Annotated in this window: 10 protein-coding genes; 3 read left to right on the forward strand and 7 right to left on the reverse strand. The window is 65.0% G+C overall.

Features of this window, described 5'->3' with window-relative positions:
* Nucleotides 1-255: 255 nt before the first annotated feature.
* The 3 genes from F4558_RS32350 to F4558_RS14055 all read right to left on the reverse strand — a co-directional run bounded on the left by F4558_RS32350 (nucleotide 256) and on the right by F4558_RS14055 (nucleotide 11441).
* Nucleotides 256-648 (reverse strand): CPCC family cysteine-rich protein, encoded by a 393-nt coding sequence (locus tag F4558_RS32350; RefSeq protein WP_167944509.1) that lies wholly within the window; start codon nucleotides 646-648, stop codon nucleotides 256-258.
* A complete protein-coding gene (locus F4558_RS14050; RefSeq protein WP_312877333.1) occupies nucleotides 645-7502 on the reverse strand; it encodes an RHS repeat-associated core domain-containing protein in 6858 nt (2285 codons plus the stop codon). The genes F4558_RS32350 and F4558_RS14050 overlap by 4 nt, the downstream gene beginning before the upstream one ends.
* A 231-nt stretch (nucleotides 7503-7733) precedes the next feature.
* Nucleotides 7734-11441 (reverse strand): LamG-like jellyroll fold domain-containing protein, encoded by a 3708-nt coding sequence (locus tag F4558_RS14055; protein WP_446685545.1) that lies wholly within the window; start codon nucleotides 11439-11441, stop codon nucleotides 7734-7736.
* 1300 nt (nucleotides 11442-12741) lie between these two features.
* Here F4558_RS14055 and F4558_RS14060 point away from each other — a divergent pair.
* The 3 genes from F4558_RS14060 (at nucleotide 12742) to F4558_RS14070 (ending at nucleotide 13515) form a co-directional block, all read left to right on the forward strand.
* Entirely contained in the window at nucleotides 12742-12900 is a 159-nt protein-coding gene (locus F4558_RS14060) for a hypothetical protein (protein WP_167944515.1), read from the forward strand.
* Nucleotides 12900-13133 (forward strand): DUF8847 domain-containing protein, encoded by a 234-nt coding sequence (locus F4558_RS14065; RefSeq protein WP_167944517.1) that lies wholly within the window; start codon nucleotides 12900-12902, stop codon nucleotides 13131-13133. Before F4558_RS14060 ends, F4558_RS14065 begins: the two co-directional genes overlap by 1 nt.
* 130 nt (nucleotides 13134-13263) lie before the next feature.
* A complete protein-coding gene (locus F4558_RS14070; RefSeq protein ID WP_167944519.1) occupies nucleotides 13264-13515 on the forward strand; it encodes a hypothetical protein in 252 nt (83 codons plus the stop codon).
* Nucleotides 13516-13572: 57 nt separating this feature from the next.
* On the opposite strand, the gene F4558_RS14075 is transcribed toward F4558_RS14070, so the two are convergent.
* From F4558_RS14075 to F4558_RS14090, 4 genes are all read right to left on the reverse strand, one after another.
* Nucleotides 13573-14247, reverse strand: coding sequence for an HNH endonuclease family protein (locus F4558_RS14075; RefSeq protein ID WP_167944521.1), 675 nt, complete (start codon nucleotides 14245-14247; stop codon nucleotides 13573-13575).
* Nucleotides 14248-14953: 706 nt separating this feature from the next.
* The gene (locus F4558_RS14080; RefSeq protein WP_167944523.1) at nucleotides 14954-15655 is read right to left on the reverse strand and encodes a TIGR02391 family protein; all 702 of its coding nucleotides are present in this window, start codon (nucleotides 15653-15655) and stop codon (nucleotides 14954-14956) included.
* A gap of 69 nt (nucleotides 15656-15724) precedes the next feature.
* Nucleotides 15725-16759 (reverse strand): CHAT domain-containing protein, encoded by a 1035-nt coding sequence (locus tag F4558_RS14085; RefSeq protein WP_167944525.1) that lies wholly within the window; start codon nucleotides 16757-16759, stop codon nucleotides 15725-15727.
* A 920-nt stretch (nucleotides 16760-17679) separates the two neighbouring features.
* Complete coding sequence (locus tag F4558_RS14090; RefSeq protein ID WP_167944527.1) at nucleotides 17680-18276, reverse strand: helix-turn-helix domain-containing protein; 597 nt, start codon at nucleotides 18274-18276, stop codon at nucleotides 17680-17682.
* Nucleotides 18277-18371: the final 95 nt, after the last annotated feature.

Raw genomic sequence — 18371 nt, forward strand, 5'->3', positions numbered from 1 at the left:
GCAGGGATCTGCCATCGGGGCACCGGGCCATGACGATCCCTTCACCGAGCAAGCACCGCTGTGGCTTCCGGGGATCGACGCTACGCGCCGAGGCACCGGACTACCTGCCCGTCAGCGGGGTCGGACGATAATTATCGATGCATTTGCTTGACAGCAACGTTGACAACAACCCACGAAAACAGCCACGACCAGCAGTGCACAACGAGGTGGCGCCAGCACGAAACGTAATGGCGCCATCTCGCGTTGGGCCGCCTATTACACCTCGCCTTTTGGCCGTCTCCAGAAAGTCGGTCGCCACCAATAGAGGACGCTTCGATCCTCCGGCCAGGACTCCTCTTGGACCGACGTTTCCTCGAAGGAATCAACGGAAATGTCGATAGGGCGAAATCCTCGATCTAGTGCCTCATCCCGACTTGGGGATCGGACCTTATCCGCGAATCGCGTCTCGCTGACGCCGAGGTTCCCATAATTTCGCTGAGCTTCTACAAGGGACACCTTGTTTGCGCCACCCCGATAGAACGGCCAGCGAAGTTGCACCTGGTCGTCCTCCCAGAAGCAGACAGGGCAAATCAGGGACGATCCTGGCCGGTCATCGTGTACGAGATGGCCACAGCATGGGCACGGTGATCGATAGGCTTTCCGCGTCATGGGATCGACACTCCGGGCTGATTGTTAAAGTGAGATAATGGATTCTCCGGCACGTAATAGGTAACAATTCCCCGGTCGCTCGCGACTCCGAACTCCCCTGTTTCCGGGTCGAGGAAATACCGCGTGTTTCCATCCTGCTTGATTTGCACACCAGGCCGACGACCACCACACGTGCACATCAGGTCCTCTGCGGCATAGCGATATTCGGCTTGCGTGGAGAACCCCATTTCATCACCGTGCCGACCAAAATGATCGTCGAGATTTGTTTGGCTCGTCCACTTGTGAACTCCGCAGCCATTCGTGTTGTGGACCAGTACCGGCGTGTTGCCGGCTAGCACATAGTACGTGTGGATGTCGGCGACGGTCAGGTTGTAGGCCGTGTCTTCGCGGGCGGTGTTGGGAATGAACCTGCCTACGGCGGCTCTTGAGTCCTCCGGGGTTTCGAGTAGGTCGCCCGGGTCTAGCTCGTCGGCGCGTTCCCACCTGCGGTCGGTGGCGTTCCAGAACGGGTGGTCCTCGGTGGTGGTGAGAATCCTGCCGTCGATGAGCAGATTTTGGAGGGTGTCCTGGTGAATCCATAGGTGGGTGACAGGCTTGGCGGCTTCTTCGTCAGTCTCGGGGTCGGCTGCCTTGACCTCATCGCCGATTTCGATCTCGCTGATTGGCTTGGAGGTGTCATCAGCCATGAGTACTTCGGTGTCTCCGCTGAAGCTGCAGAGGGCACCGACCCCAGCGGCGGCCTTGATGCCGATGAACTGCCGAACGGCTCCCAGCCCGCTTCCCCCGATCATCGCACCGGTTGCTGCCAGCTGGCCCTCTTCGAGGGCCGCCTCAGCCAGGCAGAGAGGGCAAACGACCGCGCCGACGATCAGGGCTCCGAGGATGAGGTCCTGAACGGCGCTTCTCTTCGGCAGCAACGGGTTTTGTACGTCGCAGACGAGGGGGTCGCCGCCCAGGATTTCCGAGCATACGAGTACGTAGTTTTCGCGGCTCTGAGCTGCCCAGTCGGTTACGTCGCCCACCGTGTACCTGTCGGAGCCTTCGTAGCCTTTGGCCTTGAGGATCGTCTTGTACTTGTCAGGGATGGGGAAACTGCCGGCGCGGATGTCGTTGATCGTTGGTGCTGTGCTCTTTTTCGGAGCCCCAGCGCTGGAGCATTGCGGCCAACAGCCAGGGCTCTTCTGCTTGTTTTGGCGGTTTCCCTTTTCGTCGCCCATTCGGTAGTCAGGGCAGCCGTATTTGGCGCAGTCGGCCGGGATTAGGCCGCTTGGATCGCTGGAAGTGACCGGTGAGTTGTTGGCGTATGAGTAGCCGTTCCACTGTTGAGGGTCAGAGAGGTTCATAATTGGGTCGACTGAGATGAATCGGCCCAGCGATTGGTCGTACTGCCTGGCGCCAATGTTGACGAGGTTGGTGGGGTCGTTGTCGCCGCCGACGAAGCCCTTGCCGTTGACCCAGGGGGGGTTCGACCCGCGCGGGGTCCCGTAGGGGGTCTGTCTACGGATGTCCACCTTCTGGGTACCGGCATTGATGGCGATTTGTTGGGTGCCTTGGTGGTCGCTGTAGAGCCAGGTCAGGTCTGTGACCGCCGAGCCTGCGGTACGGCTGGCGCAGGTCACACCGGCGAAGTCGTAGTAGCGGGTACCTGTGTTGACGCCGCCTTGGCGGCGGATCTCCTGTCCGGGTAGGTACAGGGTGGTTCCGGTGGTGTCGCGGCGGATGAGCCGGACACCATTGACGTCGTAGACATTGGTCTCGATAGTCTCGCCGCCGGACGTGACGGTGGCGAGTTTGCCCTCGGCGTCCCAGCCGAGTGTTTGGCTGTTGGCGCCCGTGACGCAGTCGTTCGCGACGGTGGCGGCGGGCCGGCAGGTGGTGTTGCCCGCACCGTCGTAGCCGTACCTGGTGGCAACCGCTGGCTGCCCGGGAGCTTCGGTAGTCATCTGGGTAACGGCGTGTGGTCGCACGACGCCTTGACCGCCATCGGGCACAACATAGTCGCGGGTGGTGGTCTCGCTGCTGGTACGGCTGGTCTCATTAAGCCGGCTGCCGGTGTCGTTGACCGTCCAGTTATGCCAGTAGGGCGCCGGCCCTCCCAAGTTGCCGACGGTGGGATCCGTCTTGCAGGAGACCTCGGGCTTTGGAGTCCACGCCGTCGTCAACCGGCCCAGGGTGTCCTCACGGAAGCACTGAACGTCTGCCTGACCGACCTCTGGGGTGTCAGTGATTGATTCGAAGTTGCCGGCGTCTTTGTAGAAGTAGTGACGGTCGGTGACAGTGCCGGCGCTTGATGATCGCTCGACGGTGGTTCGTTCGACCCGGCGGGTAGCTTCCTCGCGGTAGACGATGTCCTGGGTGAAAGAATCACTGTTCCCTGGGACCTTGTAGATCGAGCTCTTACGCTCGCCGTAGGCGGTGTACGTGGCGGTTGCCATGGTGCCAACGGAGCCGGTCAGGCTGGTGTCCAGTCGAACGGGCATGCCGGTCGTGGCGTCGTAGTCGGTGGTCAGCTGCTCGGTGACCAGGCCCCCGCCCGCCGGGTAAGAGATGGTTGTCGGGGCGCCGGTGAACTGGGAATACCCGTAGCCATAGAGATAGGTTGCGTCGAGGCCGGTCTCGACCGGCGGGATCACGTAGTTGGCCCCGGTCGGTTGGTAGCGCTCGGTGAATCCGCGCGCCTGCCATTTGTAGGCGCTTGCTGTGCCGGATGAGTTGTAGTCGTAGCGGATACTTTGGGTCAGTTGCCCTTTAAATCCGGGCTGTCCGGTGTAGAGGGTGTCGTACTTCCATTCGGCGCGCAGTCGTCCGGTTGCTGAGTCGTCGCGAAGCTGTGTTTTGCGGCCCAGCTGGTCGTAGACGTACCACAGCGCCTCACCACGGGCGTCGACGGTCTTCCGCAGAGTGTCGTCGTCGTTGAAGGTGCTGGTCGCCGTGCCCTTGTCCGGATCGGTGGTGCGCCAGAGGCGGCCCTTGGCGTCGTACTCGTTGGTCCATTCGTTCTTGGCGGAGTCGGTGTGCTTGGTCGCCTGACCCTTGCGGTTGAAAGCGTATGTCGTTTCGAGGTAGGCGCCGTTGACTCCGGAGGCTGTGGTGTGTTGCCGCAGCGCAACGGTCCTGCCCTCGATGTCGGTGACTGTGGTGGTGGGGGTTCCGCCTTCCGGCGGTGTGACCTTGGTCAGGTCGCCCTCGTGGCTGGTGACGGTGCGCCATTGCTCGACGAGGTTCGTGGTGTCGTCGCCGGCGAGGAAGATGCTGTTGGTGGGACGTGACGCTTGGTCGTAGACAGTTCTGGACACTGCGGGCAGGGACCAGTCCGGTTCCCACCAGAGGGTGCCTGCCGGCGCGCCGGGCTCGGCGTGGGCGGCGTAGGTCGCCGCCTGACGTCCAATCTCGTCATAGATCGTGTCGGTGACGACTCGGTCGCCGCTACCGCCCAGCGATGGCATCTGGGTTTGGCGTGGGCGCAGCAGACCGTCGAGGATCTGGTACGAGGTGGTGTGGTTGCCGTCAGCGTTCAGGGTCTGCGACGTCACGTAGGGGTAGCTATCGCGTCCAGGAGCGAACGTGTAGGTGTACTGCGCGGACGGGGTGTTCGGGTTGGCGGCGCTCGTCCATCCTTGCGTCCATACCTTGGCGACGCGGCCGAGCGCGTCGTACTTGACCTCCGAGGTGATCTTTGCGTTGGGGTCGGTAATTTTCGTCTTTGAGCCCCAGTAGGGGTTCGTTTCTACCTTCGACGACCAGTTCAGATGGTTGGTGCTGGTGACCTGGGTGATTGGTCCGCCCACGGGTGGGGTGTACGTGGTGGTGGTGAGGTTGCCTCGGATGTCCGTGGAGGACTGCTGCTTGCCGGCGAAGTCGTAGGTGGCCTGGGAGGTCGTCTGCCAGATCGTTCCCGTGCCGGAGATCCAGTCCTTGAGTTGCTCGCTCTTGGTCGTCGATCCGAAGGTGGGTGCGGCGTCGACGCTGGTCGCGCCGTCGTAGTAGGTGCGGGCGTCGGAGATGATGTCGTCGACGCTAGAGGGGCTTGTGCCGCAGGCCAACGCGGTGGTCGTGGTCTGCTTGACCAGTTGCGTGAGGTTCTTGCCCACGTTGCGGTTGTATGCGTAGCTGACGCACTTCTCGTCGCCGACCTTCGGGAACTCGCCGTCGTCCTGTGACCAGTTGATGGTGCCGTACGTCTGGTCGTAGCTGCTGGTGCTGCGGGACGTGCGCCACCCTCGGGAACCGTCAACGCCTAGGGCGGTTCCGATGTAGGTCGTCTGGGTGTTGACGAAGCGTGCTTCCACGAGGTCGCCGTTGATGGTGCGACTCGCGGTGGGATTCGACCGCCATGGCACGTTCACCGTCTTCGATACCGGTTTGGTGTCGACGCCGTTGTAAAGGACCTCCTCGCGGACCTGCCCGGCGAACTGATCCTCGTCGTACACGGTCTCTGAGCCCAGTGATGCTGGCACGGTCACGCTGCGGGTGCCGCCTGACGGGTTGAGCTTGTCGTCGTGCATGCCGCGCAGGAACGTCGTCTTGGTCAGCGTCTGTGGGCTTCCGTCGTCGCCGACTCGGGTGTTGACTTGGCCGTAGCCGCGCCATTGCCCCCACGTCTTACGGTCCGGCCTGGTCAGGCCGTCATCGTCGTCGAAGTGCCACGCTGGGGAGCCTGGATAGTCGTACCAGGTGTGCCTGGTCGGCGATTGATGTCCATCTTTGAGCTGCACGTCGTCCTCGGCCACGTGCTCGACCCGATACTTGTGCCACCACTCGGTGATGAGCTTGTTTCCAGACGGGTCGTTCGGGTCTGGCACCTTAACGGGGTAGCAGCGCCTCGTGTTGCTGTGCGGTGCCAGTGTGTCGACGATGGCGGCGGTGCATTCGGGTCGGGAGTAGTCGACCTTGATGCGCGCGCCGGTTTCGGTGACGATGCTGGATATCCGCAGCCAGTTGTCGGTGGTGCCGTGCTCGGTGTAGACCCGGTTCGGTAGTGACTCCGCCTCGAACGTCACCGGCGGCAGGTTGATGGTGCCGCCGACCAGGCCCGCGTGGTCGATTCGGTCCAGCCACAGCCCTTCATGTGTGGAGTCAGCCGTCGCCGAGAACGTGTGCGACAGAGTCCAGGACTCGACCGGCTGCCAGGCCGGGGCCGGCTTGGTGGTATCCCAACTGTCCCACACTCGCGTAGTAACCGACTTCAACCGCTTGGCAGTCCAAAACGTCGGCGAGTACTGCTGAGGGCAGGAAGTGGCCGATGCCTTGCACTCCTGGTCCCACGGGGTGTCCTTCCAACTCGCTACCACCGGGGCGGCCTCGGTGCCACAGTTGGAAAAGCAGCGCATGTCCGTCTCGAACAGGACCTGCGCGTACGGAGTGGTGCTGCGCTCGGTGACACCGTGCGTCCCGGCGATTCGGTCATACGTGCCGTAGTCGATGCGGGTGAGGTAACCAGCGCGGTCGTAGGTCACGTCGTCGGAGTCGGAGTCGTTACGGGCGTACTTGTTGGTTTCTTTGCCGTACCAGAAGGACATGGTGTTGCCGCGCACGTCGACGACGTAGTCGAGGTTCCACCGCCACGCCTGTACGCAGTCCGACCCGGTGAAGGTGCTCCTTGCGCACGGCTCGCCGGAGTGGTTGCCGAACACCGGCACCGTCAGGGTGGAGTTCGTCCCGGTCGACTGGCCTGGCAGGTTGTGCCGGCCGAAGAAGTACTGGGTGCCGTCGGTGGTGGTCACCTTCCAGTACTCACCGACGTCACCGTAAGTAGTGTCGCCGGAGTCGCCGTTGGTCGCACCCGTCAGCTTCTCGATCCTCGAGCCGTCCTCCCCGCGGGAGTGCCAGCCCTTACCAGCCTGGTAGATGAGTTCGCCGCCGCGGCCGTTGAGGCTCATCGTCGCGTTGTCGGACCGCCAGCACCGGTCACCGGTCCTCGTCGTGTTGGTCGCGCCGTTCTTCATGTCGTCGGCGCAGGGCACGTACCGCCGCTCGATGTAGCCGGAGGAGTAGTCGAAACCCTCACCGATCCACGACGGCTGGTTGTTCGTGACCTCGGACCGACCATCTACCGCCGCCGACGAGTAGCTCAGACCAACCGCCGGGGACGGGCCAGTCGCCGGTGGGACACCCAATGGATAGTTCCAGGAGAAGTCACCGGCATTCCCGCCGCTCGACCACGTGGACGAGGGGGCGAGGCCTGTCGCGCCAAAGTCGCCGTCGGACCCGGAAGACGTGGCGGCCAGCATCAGAAGAGGCGCGGACAGGGCCGTGGCCGACGTGACGCTCACGTCGGCCGTGGCGATACCCGCGGCGGTGTCGTTGGAGGTGCGCAGCGGTACTGACCGGCAGCTCGGGCTGACGGGGGTGCTCATTGCGCACTGCGGCACCTGCCACAAGCGTAGGCGTGACGCCCAGGACCCGCCGGCCGCGTACCGGAAGGAGTCGTAGTTGACCGACACCTTCGCCACGCCGGCCGGGGCGCCCTGCGGAGCGGTCACCTGCAGCATCAGACCATCGCGCCGGGCCTGCGGGAGGGTTGCCCGGTCCACGATCTTCACGTCAAGCTGAGCGAGCGGCTCACCAGCCTTACCGGCGCCCCGATCGACCCAGACCGGCAGGGAGCCTGCCTGCACGCCGCGGCCGCCGGCCGTACGCGCCGACGACGCAGCGAGCTCGACCCGTGCGGCCGCGGGAGCAGGCCACTTGGGGGCCGGCGCAGGGGCAGAGGTCACCCTCTTCTGCTGCCAGGCCTTACCACCGGCAACCGGGCCGCCATCACGGTCAAGCTTCTCCGCCGGCGGCTTCGACGGCTGTCGAGGTGCAGCCGCCTGCGCCGGCACGTACGGCACCAGAGACAGCACCAGAGACACGACCACCGACCCGACCAACGTCAACCGCCGACCGCTCTTACCGTGATCACTCCGACGCAACCGCCGTTGGCCGCCCGCAGAACGTGCCGACATGAGCTGTTCCTCTCCACAACCACTACCGAAGCCTGGGACATTCGAATAGGAGCGACCGGGTGTCACCGCCCCGGCGGCGCTCGATTTCATGGTCGATCCGAATCACGTCGGTCGACAGGTGGATGCTCTAGTGCCGAGTCACCGGTGCCAAAGAACCGTTCCGCCGGGGTCGAGGAGTACCAAATCACCGTTATCACGCAGGACCAGTTGACTCACGGCTGTGCCTGCAGTCGAGGTGTCCCACAAGGCTGTGCCATCACTGCGGTAGACCACCAGGTTGCCGTCTGTCTGCAAAGTCGCGTAGGCACCGGAATTGCCCCACGTTTCAGTGTCCCAAATGGGAGAACCCGCCTGACTGAGCACAAGGTTGCCGTCGTCCTGCATGAGTAGTTGGTAATTGCCGACATCCGAGCGCAGATATTGACCGGCGGTCAGACTTTCGTTTTCGACCAGCAGGTTCGTGCCTGGGGTGGCTGGAATTCGGGAGTTGTAGAGGTTGACCACGGCGGTGTCCGTCATAGCGCCTTGGAACACGGCGACGTCGTCGATGCCACCGGTCCATTGGTCAATCACCTGGTCGTGCCACAATGCACGACCGACCAGCAGCGGCCCATTTGAAGTCATCGGAGTGAAAGGCACAGCCTGGACGCCTTCGAGGACACCATTGACGTAGAGTCGGATCTCCTTACGCCCTGCGTCGTACACGCCGGTGAGGTGCGTCCAGACCTCGCTTTCGGCGGCGTTGGTTGAGCGCACGCTTATCGTGGAGGTTGTTGTCACGTCCTCATCGCTCAGCGCGAACTGCCACTTGCCGACATCGGACTGATACTTCAACCAGAAGGCACTTTCGTGCGTACCACGCTGCGACACCGCAGTCCGCATTCCGACCGGGCTGCTGAGCATAACCCAGGCCGACACCGTAAATGAATCATCGGTACGCAGTACGGGTTTCTCTTGCCACGCGTTCAGCTCATTGCCGTCGGCATCGGTATGGGGAGCGAGCTTGATAGCGCTGCGTGCATACTCCTGCGTGTTCTCGTCGAATCCGTCATCGGGGAAGTACCGGTAGTCCAGCCACAGGCCCTGTCCGCCACCGTAACCCGCTGCGACCTCGGAGCCCTTAGTCAGCGCCAACCATCGGTCCCATGCCGTAACCGAATCGGGCGCCTCGCACGAATCCAGAAAGTCAGTGACATAGCAAGACTGGGCGTTCTCGAAATCCCAGTTGCCGACGGGGATGGGCGTCAGTATCCCGGGCTCGTTGAATCCGCCCGACAGCGGATCGGCGGCCAACTGGCCGCTGAAGTCGTGGGGCACCAGGACCCGGTCAAACACCTGCACATCGGCAAGGTTGCCCTGCCACCACGTGGACCCCGACCTACCGATCCAGAACGGCTGGGTCGCGTCATTGAACCCCACGACGCCGTTGACGGTCGACTCCAGTCTTCCGTTGACATACAGCTTGAGCGTGTCATCTACAGCGTCATACACGCAGGTCAGGTGGGTCCAGACGCTGCTCTGGGGCACCGAGCTGGACGTCGCGTTCCACCACGTGATCGTGCCCGAGGTCGCCGATGGCATCTGGGCCAACCACCGGTCGGTGCTCTTCTGGTACTGGAAATACAGCGATGCGGATCCGGTGGCATCCTTGGTCACCACCGTCCGGTCCGCTGATCTGTCTGTCAGTCGCACCCATGCCGCCACGCTGAACGACTTCGAGGTGTCCAGAACCTGTCCGGAGGTTTGCGCGTACGACGACGTCCCGTTGAAGGTCGCGGTCTGGCCACCGGCTAGGCGAACGTCGTCGGACCACGTCACGTTGGTGGCCGTAAGCGCAGAGTTAGTGGGAGCTGGTTGTCCATCGGCCAGCGCGGCGGCCTGACTCATCCCTGGGTAGGTCTCCAAGCCCCATTTGGCGGTGGCCGACGACGGGCGTGCGACGGTGAACTCGACGGATCCGTAACCCTCGTTCAATGTGGCGTCCACGGCTTTGACCAGCAGAACGTTGCGCCCGAAACTCGCCGCCGTCACCTCCACCTCGGCGAACCTAGGGTTCGTGCCCTGCGCGGTGACCACCCTCGTAGCCGCGTCCCAGCCATACATGAAGCGGACCACGTCCGTGGCAGTGGATTCGATCCTGACTTTGCCCGTCAGGCCGGGTCCGGCTGGCAGTGTCACGACCCGCGCCGTGACCGGTGGCTTGGTCGTGTCCGCCCTGAACTGGCACCATCCCGACCAGTCGCCCGTCAGGGAGTAGGGGGCCCTGTCGGTGGCCTTGGCGCGGAAGGCGTACGTGGGCCCAGTGGTAACGGTCACCGTGTTGCTGGTCGCACGCGAGTTCGGGGTGATACCGGTCTTGTTTGGCGGCGGCGTCTTTCGGGTGGGCGACGCGTCCGTCACTGTGCCCATGCCGCCGGCGGGAACTTCGATCCATTCGAAAGTTCCGGTCAGGGAGTCCGCGCCGTCGGCGTCGGGAAACATCGCCGAGAAGCTCGGGGTCAGTGTGCCGATCGTCAGAGCACTGGAAGCAGGGCAGGCCACACCGGCCACTTGCAGACCATTAGGGGCACCTGGCTTGGAGTCGTAGTCCACGTACAGCTTGGCGTCGTTCGGGAGGAACTTCTTCCACCGTCCCTGCGTGGACTCGCCTGAGCCGTTCGCGGCGCGCGCCGTGAACCCGACTGTGATGTTGTTCCAGCTCTTTGTGGCGGCAGTCTGCAACTGGGCGGTCACCGTTGAACCCGAGAAGTTCATCGTCATGTTCGGTTGAATCGTCTGGCAGCCACCGGCCTCGTTCGCATGCCCCGAGGCGTCGTCCAGGAAGGTCGGAATCAACATCTTCTCCCAGTTGGCCTTCATCGTCGCGTTGATCGCTGACGAGAAGTACATCGACGAGACCGTGTCGTCGCAGGAGTGGGAGTGCGTGAGGGTCATCTGAACGCGGGCCGACTCGACGTGCTTGCCCTTCAGTGACACGCCATTGGCAGTCGTTGGGAATTCGAAGAAGGACCTGTACAGAGCCCCGGTTTCCGGGCTCAAGCCCACCCGAGCGGTGGAGTAGTCGGTGTTCGACGAGCCGTTGTTGGTGGCATAGGCCCACTTCGACTTGTACACCGACCACGCCGGATCGATGAACAGCGGGAAAACGGCCTCGGGTGCCTGCAGCAACGCCACGTCCGGGCGCAGCACAAGATCGGTACCCGACAGTTCCACTTCCACCGGCGCCACCCGAGCGGCATCACCCGCACCCGCCGGCGTCGACTCCGCCCCCGACATCAGGCCACGGGCAGATGTTCCTGCTGCCGCCCCAGTCCGTGAATCCCACATCACCGCCGGCTCCGCAGTGGCGAAGACGGAGCTACCGGCCGTCGCGCGCAGACCACCTCCCGGCCCGGGGCTAACCTCAACATCGCCGCTCAACGCGAATCGAATCTGGCGCACCGCCGGGTTCGCCGCCGCAGCCGCCGACTTCACGATCAAGGCGTGGCTAAACCCGGTACGCGTCGCCCGCACGACTAGGTCCACGTCGGTCAACACGTTGCGGTAGGTGGCGGAGTCGGCCGCCACCTCCGGAGCGGGTAAGGCTCCCTCCGACCACGACATCATCATCGCCTTGCCGTCACGCCTGAGCGTCACCAGCGGGCCAGCGCCACCGCCGGAAAAAGCGACGTCAGCCACAGACATCGCCGGCCGCCACCTGTTGTCCGAGCCGGCGGCGAGCTGGAGGTCTATCTCCGCCCAGCGGCCAGTCCTACGGGTTCGTTGTGGCACCACCGCCGACTCAAACCGAAGTCGACCATCCGGCTGCGCCACCACCTGAGCGAGCTCCGTGCGGGAACTGTCCACGAAAACTTGCTCGTCGCACGCCACAGCAAGGGCGGATGCCTCAGCCTCCGAAGGCGCGACACCCGTACACGCCGGAGCCGCCGCAGCGGCACTGACCTCAGCAGGGACGGCGAGCACGCTGCCGGTAACCGCAGCCGCTACCCACACAGCCAGCCCACGACGGCACCGACGGCCCATGCCACACGTCCAATCGATCAAGAAGCAGTGGCAGAGACGATAGGGCTACCCATCCCTACGGTCTGACCCGTAGGCCCGCCCACCGCCCCTTCCGTCCACATCGGACTGAGGCGGCGGCTACCGCCGGCTGGTCGACACGCCCGTGAGCAGGTTGCATTACCGAAGGTGACCGACGACAGTTAACCTTATTTATTGAGTGACTTCCATCACAGTCACTGCTTGATGCGAAGTACGCGTTGTCGTTGCCTAAATGCCGCACGGCACCCCCGCGCAGCGGGGCAGGACCGGTCGAGGATCCCGTCCCTCCGCGCTGCCCTCACTCGCGGAAGGGGCAGACTGGCTCCTTGGCCGGAGGGTGGACGCCGCACCTGGCGTACCACGTCGGCGCACGAGCGGAGGCTCGAACGCAGCCTGCGTGCTGGAGCGGCAGCAACAACAACGACTGGCGGGGCACCGTCAGGCCGACACTTGGGGCCCCAGCCCTGCCCCGAGATCTACGGCCCATCGTCGAGCTCTCGCGAGACCGAGGCTCATGCGCTCGCTGTGCCCGGCTGAGGTTCCCCCGGCAGCTCGGAACCTTTGACCACGCCGGGAGCCTGCCGGGGAATCCAATCCCAGGCTCCTCCCTTTTACTCCTCCTGCGCATATCGACTACCGCGACGGCGCGGCACTCACCCAGGCAGTCCTGCGCCGTCCGGCCCGATCCGGCCGCCGCGAGCGACGGCCAGATCACCATGCGAGCCGATCCTCGGGCCCGACAAGTGCCGCTGCCGCGGCTCCCATCATTCCGGCCAAATTGGTGCAGATGGCTTGCTGTTTCGGTGTGTGCCCAGCTCAGCGGCAGCTAGACCGGTTCGCCTCGACCTGTCGGCCCACCTTCAAGCCAATGGCGCGACGGTCACCACGTGAGGGCCCATGACGGCGTTCTCATCGGCCCACCTCGCTCGGGGTCGACAACGAGCGGCGCATGATTTCAGAAGGCCGCAGTGATCGTCCGCCTATCCGCAGGGACCTGAGTTGTCCACAGCTGATGCGATCAGGCATTGATCGGCTGGGCCACTACTGCTGAAGTACCTGCGCGGGGACGACGCCACGTCCCATCCAACGACGAAGGAGCGCAGCTATGACCCGGGATCAACGCAGCCGATCACGGCGCACGGAAAGGCCCACACCACTGGAGCACCTCACCGGTGTCACCGGCCCCATCGGCGCGACGGCCGCCCTCATCGCCGCCGTCGCCAGGCTGCTGACAGCCGCCGCCACACTGACGGTGAGTCGCTGATGCCCGCCGTCGAGGTATGGCTGCTCGGCGGACCCGCCGACGGCCGCATCACCCACATTGAAGTTGACGACGACGGCTCCCTTCCACAGGCCATCTTCCTGACGCAGAGCGGCGCCTACCTCGGTGCCCGAGATCATCCCAGCCAGCCGGTGCAGCACCGCTACCTCCGCTGCGCCGGCGAGGTCGACCCGCCAACCTTCCAGTACGACGGCCCTCTCCCCCAGGACCAGTGACGTCAGCATGGGCTGCCGACCGACCGAAAGCCAAAGCGGCCTGTGTTCCGACCAGGGAACGACACCACCCCAGCCCGGCCACCTCGCTACCCAACACCATCCGCTGGTCGAACACTTGTACGATTCGCTGGTGGAGGATGTGGCGGCACGCTGGTGGAACGGGATCTGGGGGCGCCTGGGCCGCCGAGATGTGTGGCTCGTCCGCGAGGTCCGGTGGAAGGTCACCGCCCGAGCCGGCGACAGCGAGACCGGCCGGGTGCTGCGGTGGGAGTTCGACACCGAGGACGAGGCGCTCGCCATGGTCAAGCGTCTGCTCGCCGCCGACGCGGGCGGCCAGTGGCGCACGCAGTCCGGCGACAGCCAGCCGCCACAGCAGGCATAGCGTCCGACCTGCGGTCCGCAGCCCTGGGGGGCCGCAGACCGCAGGCCAAGGTCGAGGTCAGGAGCTGCAGGTGTTGAGCATGCTTTGCAGTGCGGATTTCTCCGACGACTGCAGGGTCAGGCCCCAGTTGTACTTCACGGTGATCCACATTTTGCTGTAGGTGCACCGGTACGACGACAGAGGCGGCTGCCAGGTCGAGGGATCCTGGTCGCCCTTGGACTGGTTGACGTTGTCCGTCACAGCGATCAGCTGTGGGCGGGTGAGGTCGTTGGCGAAGCTCTGCCGGCGGCTGGTCGTCCACGAGTTGGCGCCGGAGCGCCACGCCTCGGCCAGCGGCACGACGTGGTCGATGTCGACGTCGGAGGCCGCCGTCCAGGTCGCCCCGTCGTACGGGCTGTACCAGCGGCCGGAGGTGGCCGCGCAGGAGCTGTTGACGACGACGGAGGTGCCGTCGCGCTTGAGGACCTGCTCGCGGGTGTTGCAGCTCCCGCTGATGGTGATCCAGTGTGGGAACAGGTCACGGGAGTAGCCGCTGGTCGAGCCTTGCGCCGCCACGGTCAGGGCGTTGAGTTGCGACTGGGCCGTCGCCTTCGACGGGATCCCGGGAGGTGCGGCCGACGCGGGCTGCGCGCTGACGCCGACCAGGCCGGCGCCGGCCAGCGCGGCGAGAACGACTGCGGCGGCGTGGCGCGTGGCGCGTGAAAAACGGGCAGAGACTCGGGTTACCCGCATGGGGGCCTCCTCGACACGGGGTGGACGGCAACCGTCCCTGAGGATCATGTCCATCGAAGGCCATGTTTGTGAAGAGGTGAGGACGCAGTCACAAACTTTGAGGGCCGACATTTCGTTGGTTCCCCGGCACACGGTCGAGCGGGATGCGGCCGACGGCGATGTCGGGGCGGGGAAGCAGATGCCGAGTCAGCACATCGCAAGGCCTCGACGGTCAGGACCAGTTCTTCAGCGAAGGTCCCGGACGGCTGGCGGAGCACCGGCTGCGCCGGCAGGGCAGCCGGCAAGAGTGCCTGGGCTTACGCCGCTGAAATCGCGAAGATCGTTACAGGGCTGGAGCACAGCGACCATAAGGGTCACTATGTTGCTATCGCCGCCTGCGACGCGGACAGTCCTCAGGCACCTCGGGCACTGGTGGCGTGGGTGTTCAACTCCGTGGATCGACACGAACCGATACCCAACGCGGATTGCGCCTTGTCGGGGCTATCCCGCTCGCCTGAAAATTACCTACCTTGATTGGTCCCGAGCCTCCGCCCGGGACCCATCTCGGCACGAGAGCGGCCTCGGCCGCACGCGCCTCAGCGAGCCGATCCCGCGCACGCTCATAGCCGAGATGAGTATGCCGAAGCCCGAGCCGCAGCGATGGCAGGCAACCCGGCCAGACACCGTGAGGCGGGATCGCCTCCGATGGCGGGGCTCTGATCCGAAATCAGATTCGGCGCAGCAGCGCACTCGCCAACGCCAGGTACTCGATCGCTTCCGCTTCGGAGTCGGGCAGGTCCGCACCATGCGCCCGGGGATTACGAAGGCCAGCCATCGCCCCAGCGAATAGGAATCGGAATCCCTCGCGTTCGTCCTGCGCGTTGCGGCCGTCGTGTCGGGCGACGTCGATGATCGGGCTCTGGGGGTTGAAGGCGCGGTGCATGAGCGGGACACCGGTTTCGGTCAGGCCGGATTTCGTCTGGACCTGCAGCTCCACGGCTTGAAAAGCGGCCAATACGGCCTTGCTGTAGTGACCGTCTGCGAACAACGCGCCTGCCGCCTGGGACACGGTGGGGTGCATCCCGGGGATTTCTACCCGCCGGTCAGCGGGTGCGGGCCGAGTTGTAACGGGCTCGATTTCGGCCGTTACGCGTTGGGCGGATGCCGGAAGTCCGCGCCGGCTGTGGTAGGTCACCCGTGTCGCTCGATACAGCTTGGCCTTCCCCGAGGGAAGGCGCTGCTCGATGAGATCCCCCTCCTCAAGGTCGGTGTCGAGCGGGAATGTAGCCGTCTTGGCTGACATCAGAGCAAAGACATCGACACGTGTCTCACCCTCGGAGCTGCGGCGGACGATGGCGACTTCTTCCATGTGACGCCCGAGTGGTCCGCTCAGCCGGGCGGCACGCATCTCCCCTGCGGGGGTACTCATCTTGTTCTCCTTGCCTCATCGGAGCGCGGACGGTTCGACGAAATACGAACCGCCCCGGCTCTGGCGGTGTCATGCAGGCGGGGCGGTCACCAGGAGCACGTCCGCCGGGCGCAGACCCGGCTGCGTGAGCACCTCCGGAGTGTTCCCTTCGCCGGTCAGGAACTCGCTCGCGGCCTGACCTTGAGCGAGCGCCGAGGCGAGGGATTGGCCGCTCGCGATAGCGGCGTAGAACTTGATCGCGAATGCCTTCGCGGCGGCGTCGCTGATCTCGTCAACCATCGCCACGATCACCGGCACGGCCTCCAGCAATGTTTCCGCGCCATCATACGAATCGCATGCGTTGAGCACGAGCAGCGTCGGCGGGTGATCCGTACCCTTCAACAGCCGCCCCAACAGTGCGAAACCGACGTCCACACCGTCGGGGTTGTCCGTGTCAGTGCCGTCGAAGAACAGCCCTCCGGCAGACCCGTGCCCCGAGAAGTGCATGACGTGCGGCCGCTGGTCGTTGAGGGCGTTGAACAGGTCGTCGAACGTCGCCGCGGGCCAGTGGTCAATCGTCACCTGGTCCCGGTGGATGGCCCGCTTGACCGCTTCCCTGACCTCGCGTACCTCCCGGTCGACCCGTAGCCGATCCTCGCCATCGGGGCTCGCGGTGAGGTACGCGACCCGCAGCGGTTCTTCCTTTGGCTGCGCGGGCTCCGAAGACCGCGGGCGGGATGCCGCCGCCACCTCGCGAGCGTGCGCTAGTTCGCGACGCCGCCGGCGCTGGTCGTCGCGGTCGCGCGCCTTCGTCGCGGTGGTCTCGGCCTGGGTGAGCGCCTTCGAGGTCGTCGCGATCGTCTTTGCCACGGCGGCCAACTTCTTGCCGTAGTCGGCAGCCTTATCGTCGTGCTTTACAGCATCCTGCTCGGCCCGGTTGGCCTCTTTGATTAACCGCTGGATAGACGACGCGACCTTGGTTCGCTGCGCCTGGCCGGCCTTAGTAGCAGCCTTCTCCCGGAGCTTGGCGGCGGCGGTGCGTTCCGCGCCCTGCTTCTTCGACAGATCCGCTTCTTCCTTCTTCAGCTTCGCCAGCTGATCCTTCAGGTAGTCAGGCGTCGGCACGCTGCCCTCCTCGTCACGGCGATCCGATCTCCCCCACGGATAGATCATTGAAGCGCCCACACAGGCGAACACGCGTACGACACGCCGACACATGTGGGGCAGCAGTGACGCCTTGCCCACAAGATCTTGTGGGCAAGGCTGCTGAGACGAATCCGGCGCCCATGCGTCCGCATGCCGACTTCACCCGACCCGACGCCGACCTCGCACACAAAAACGTCCGGACAACCGACAATGTCGACCACTGGATCCGCGAACATCGCCCCGAACCGCGCGTACTGATCTGCCGCGCCAAGCGCGCTGGTGCTCGGCTCGACGGGTGGCGGACCGTTGGGCATGACTGCCTTTGCATGCTTCCGATCAAGCCGCTACCACCTTCGACGAGGGTGTTCTCCGTGCCTCGATGGCCACCTACCTGGGCCGCCACCGCGGTCAGGCCCGCTTGCACATCGGGTCGAGTCTCAAGATCTTCCTGACCCGGTTCGCGCGGGCCGCGTCGATATTGAGCTGAATGTGCGCTGGTTGCAGGAGATCCGCTGCTAACAGCCTCGAGCCGTCACTCGCCGGTTGTCGGTCGTCGTCGGCTTTACCGAGTCTGCGTCATCGGCCAAGTCCTGCCGTACCCACCGGCCGACTACGTACGCCAGCCACCGGCGCCGGTCGATTCGCCCACGCTCGGGCTGGGACACCTGCAGTTCGAAGCGTTGATCAGCACGGCGCGGCTGTCGTCGAACCCAGCAGCAAGTCGCAGCGCGGCCGGTGAAGAGACGAGCCGCAAGGTCGATCCCGGGGCGTCCGCAAAGGAGCGCCACGCTGCCGGTCAGCGCCTCCTACGGCGCCGACGGGAAGCGACGCCGCGATGTCGCACGACTCGACGATCGGATCCCACTCGGTCACGGCGCCATCATGCTGAATCCTGCGACCTACACCCAGCCTTGTTCCCGCGCGAGCAGCATCGCCTCGGTGCGCCCGCCAACGCCGAGCCTTGCATAGAGGTCCCGCAGCAGTCGGAACATCATCCGTTCGGAATAGCCGGATTGGGCCGCCACCCTTGCCACCGTCGCTCCGCCCGCGAGCATCCGCAGCCAGCCCAGCTCGCGATCATCGAGGCGCACGTCGTCGTCCCAGCGGGCGGCGCGGCGCAGCAGCTCGCGGACGGTCGCGGCGGGCAGTACGGATTCATCGCGGCGGACCGCCCGGCAGGCTTCGAGCAGACGCTCAGCGGTCACGTCACGGGGAAGCACTGCGGTGGCACCGGCCCGGACGGCGCGTGTGGCGGCGGCCGCATCCGGCAGCAGGGCAACGATCCGCGCCGCCGGACGGGACCGGCCGAGGTCGCTGAGCAACTCCCACTGCGCCGGAGTGGTCAGGCCGATAACGATCAGGACCGGTGCCTCGTCGGAGCACCAGGCCAGCACGTCGGCGGGCTCGTCGACCGGATGGCCGTCCCGGCGCAGGGCGGCTGCGATGCCGGTACGCAGCAGTGGAAGCGGATCGGAGATTGCTGCCCGCACCATCATCGGCAAACTGTGCCGCAGTCATCGACGGTCGTCGCGCAGGCGCGCCTGATCTGGCGTCAGGCCCTGCCACGGCCGGCCCGGCACGGTGCCGATGC

Source organism: Micromonospora profundi, from assembly GCF_011927785.1.
GTDB classification, from domain to species: Bacteria; Actinomycetota; Actinomycetes; order Mycobacteriales; family Micromonosporaceae; genus Micromonospora; species Micromonospora profundi.

Excerpts from the sequence above, each read along its gene's own strand:
- F4558_RS32350 (WP_167944509.1), bottom strand. The coding sequence starts at position 648 with ATGACGCGGAAAGCCTATCGATCACCGTGCCCATGCTGTGGCCATCTC.
- F4558_RS14060 (WP_167944515.1), top strand. The coding sequence starts at position 12,742 with ATGACCCGGGATCAACGCAGCCGATCACGGCGCACGGAAAGGCCCACA.
- F4558_RS14065 (WP_167944517.1), top strand. The coding sequence starts at position 12,900 with ATGCCCGCCGTCGAGGTATGGCTGCTCGGCGGACCCGCCGACGGCCGC.
- F4558_RS14075 (WP_167944521.1), bottom strand. The coding sequence starts at position 14,247 with ATGCGGGTAACCCGAGTCTCTGCCCGTTTTTCACGCGCCACGCGCCAC.
- F4558_RS14080 (WP_167944523.1), bottom strand. The coding sequence starts at position 15,655 with ATGAGTACCCCCGCAGGGGAGATGCGTGCCGCCCGGCTGAGCGGACCA.
- F4558_RS14090 (WP_167944527.1), bottom strand. The coding sequence starts at position 18,276 with ATGATGGTGCGGGCAGCAATCTCCGATCCGCTTCCACTGCTGCGTACC.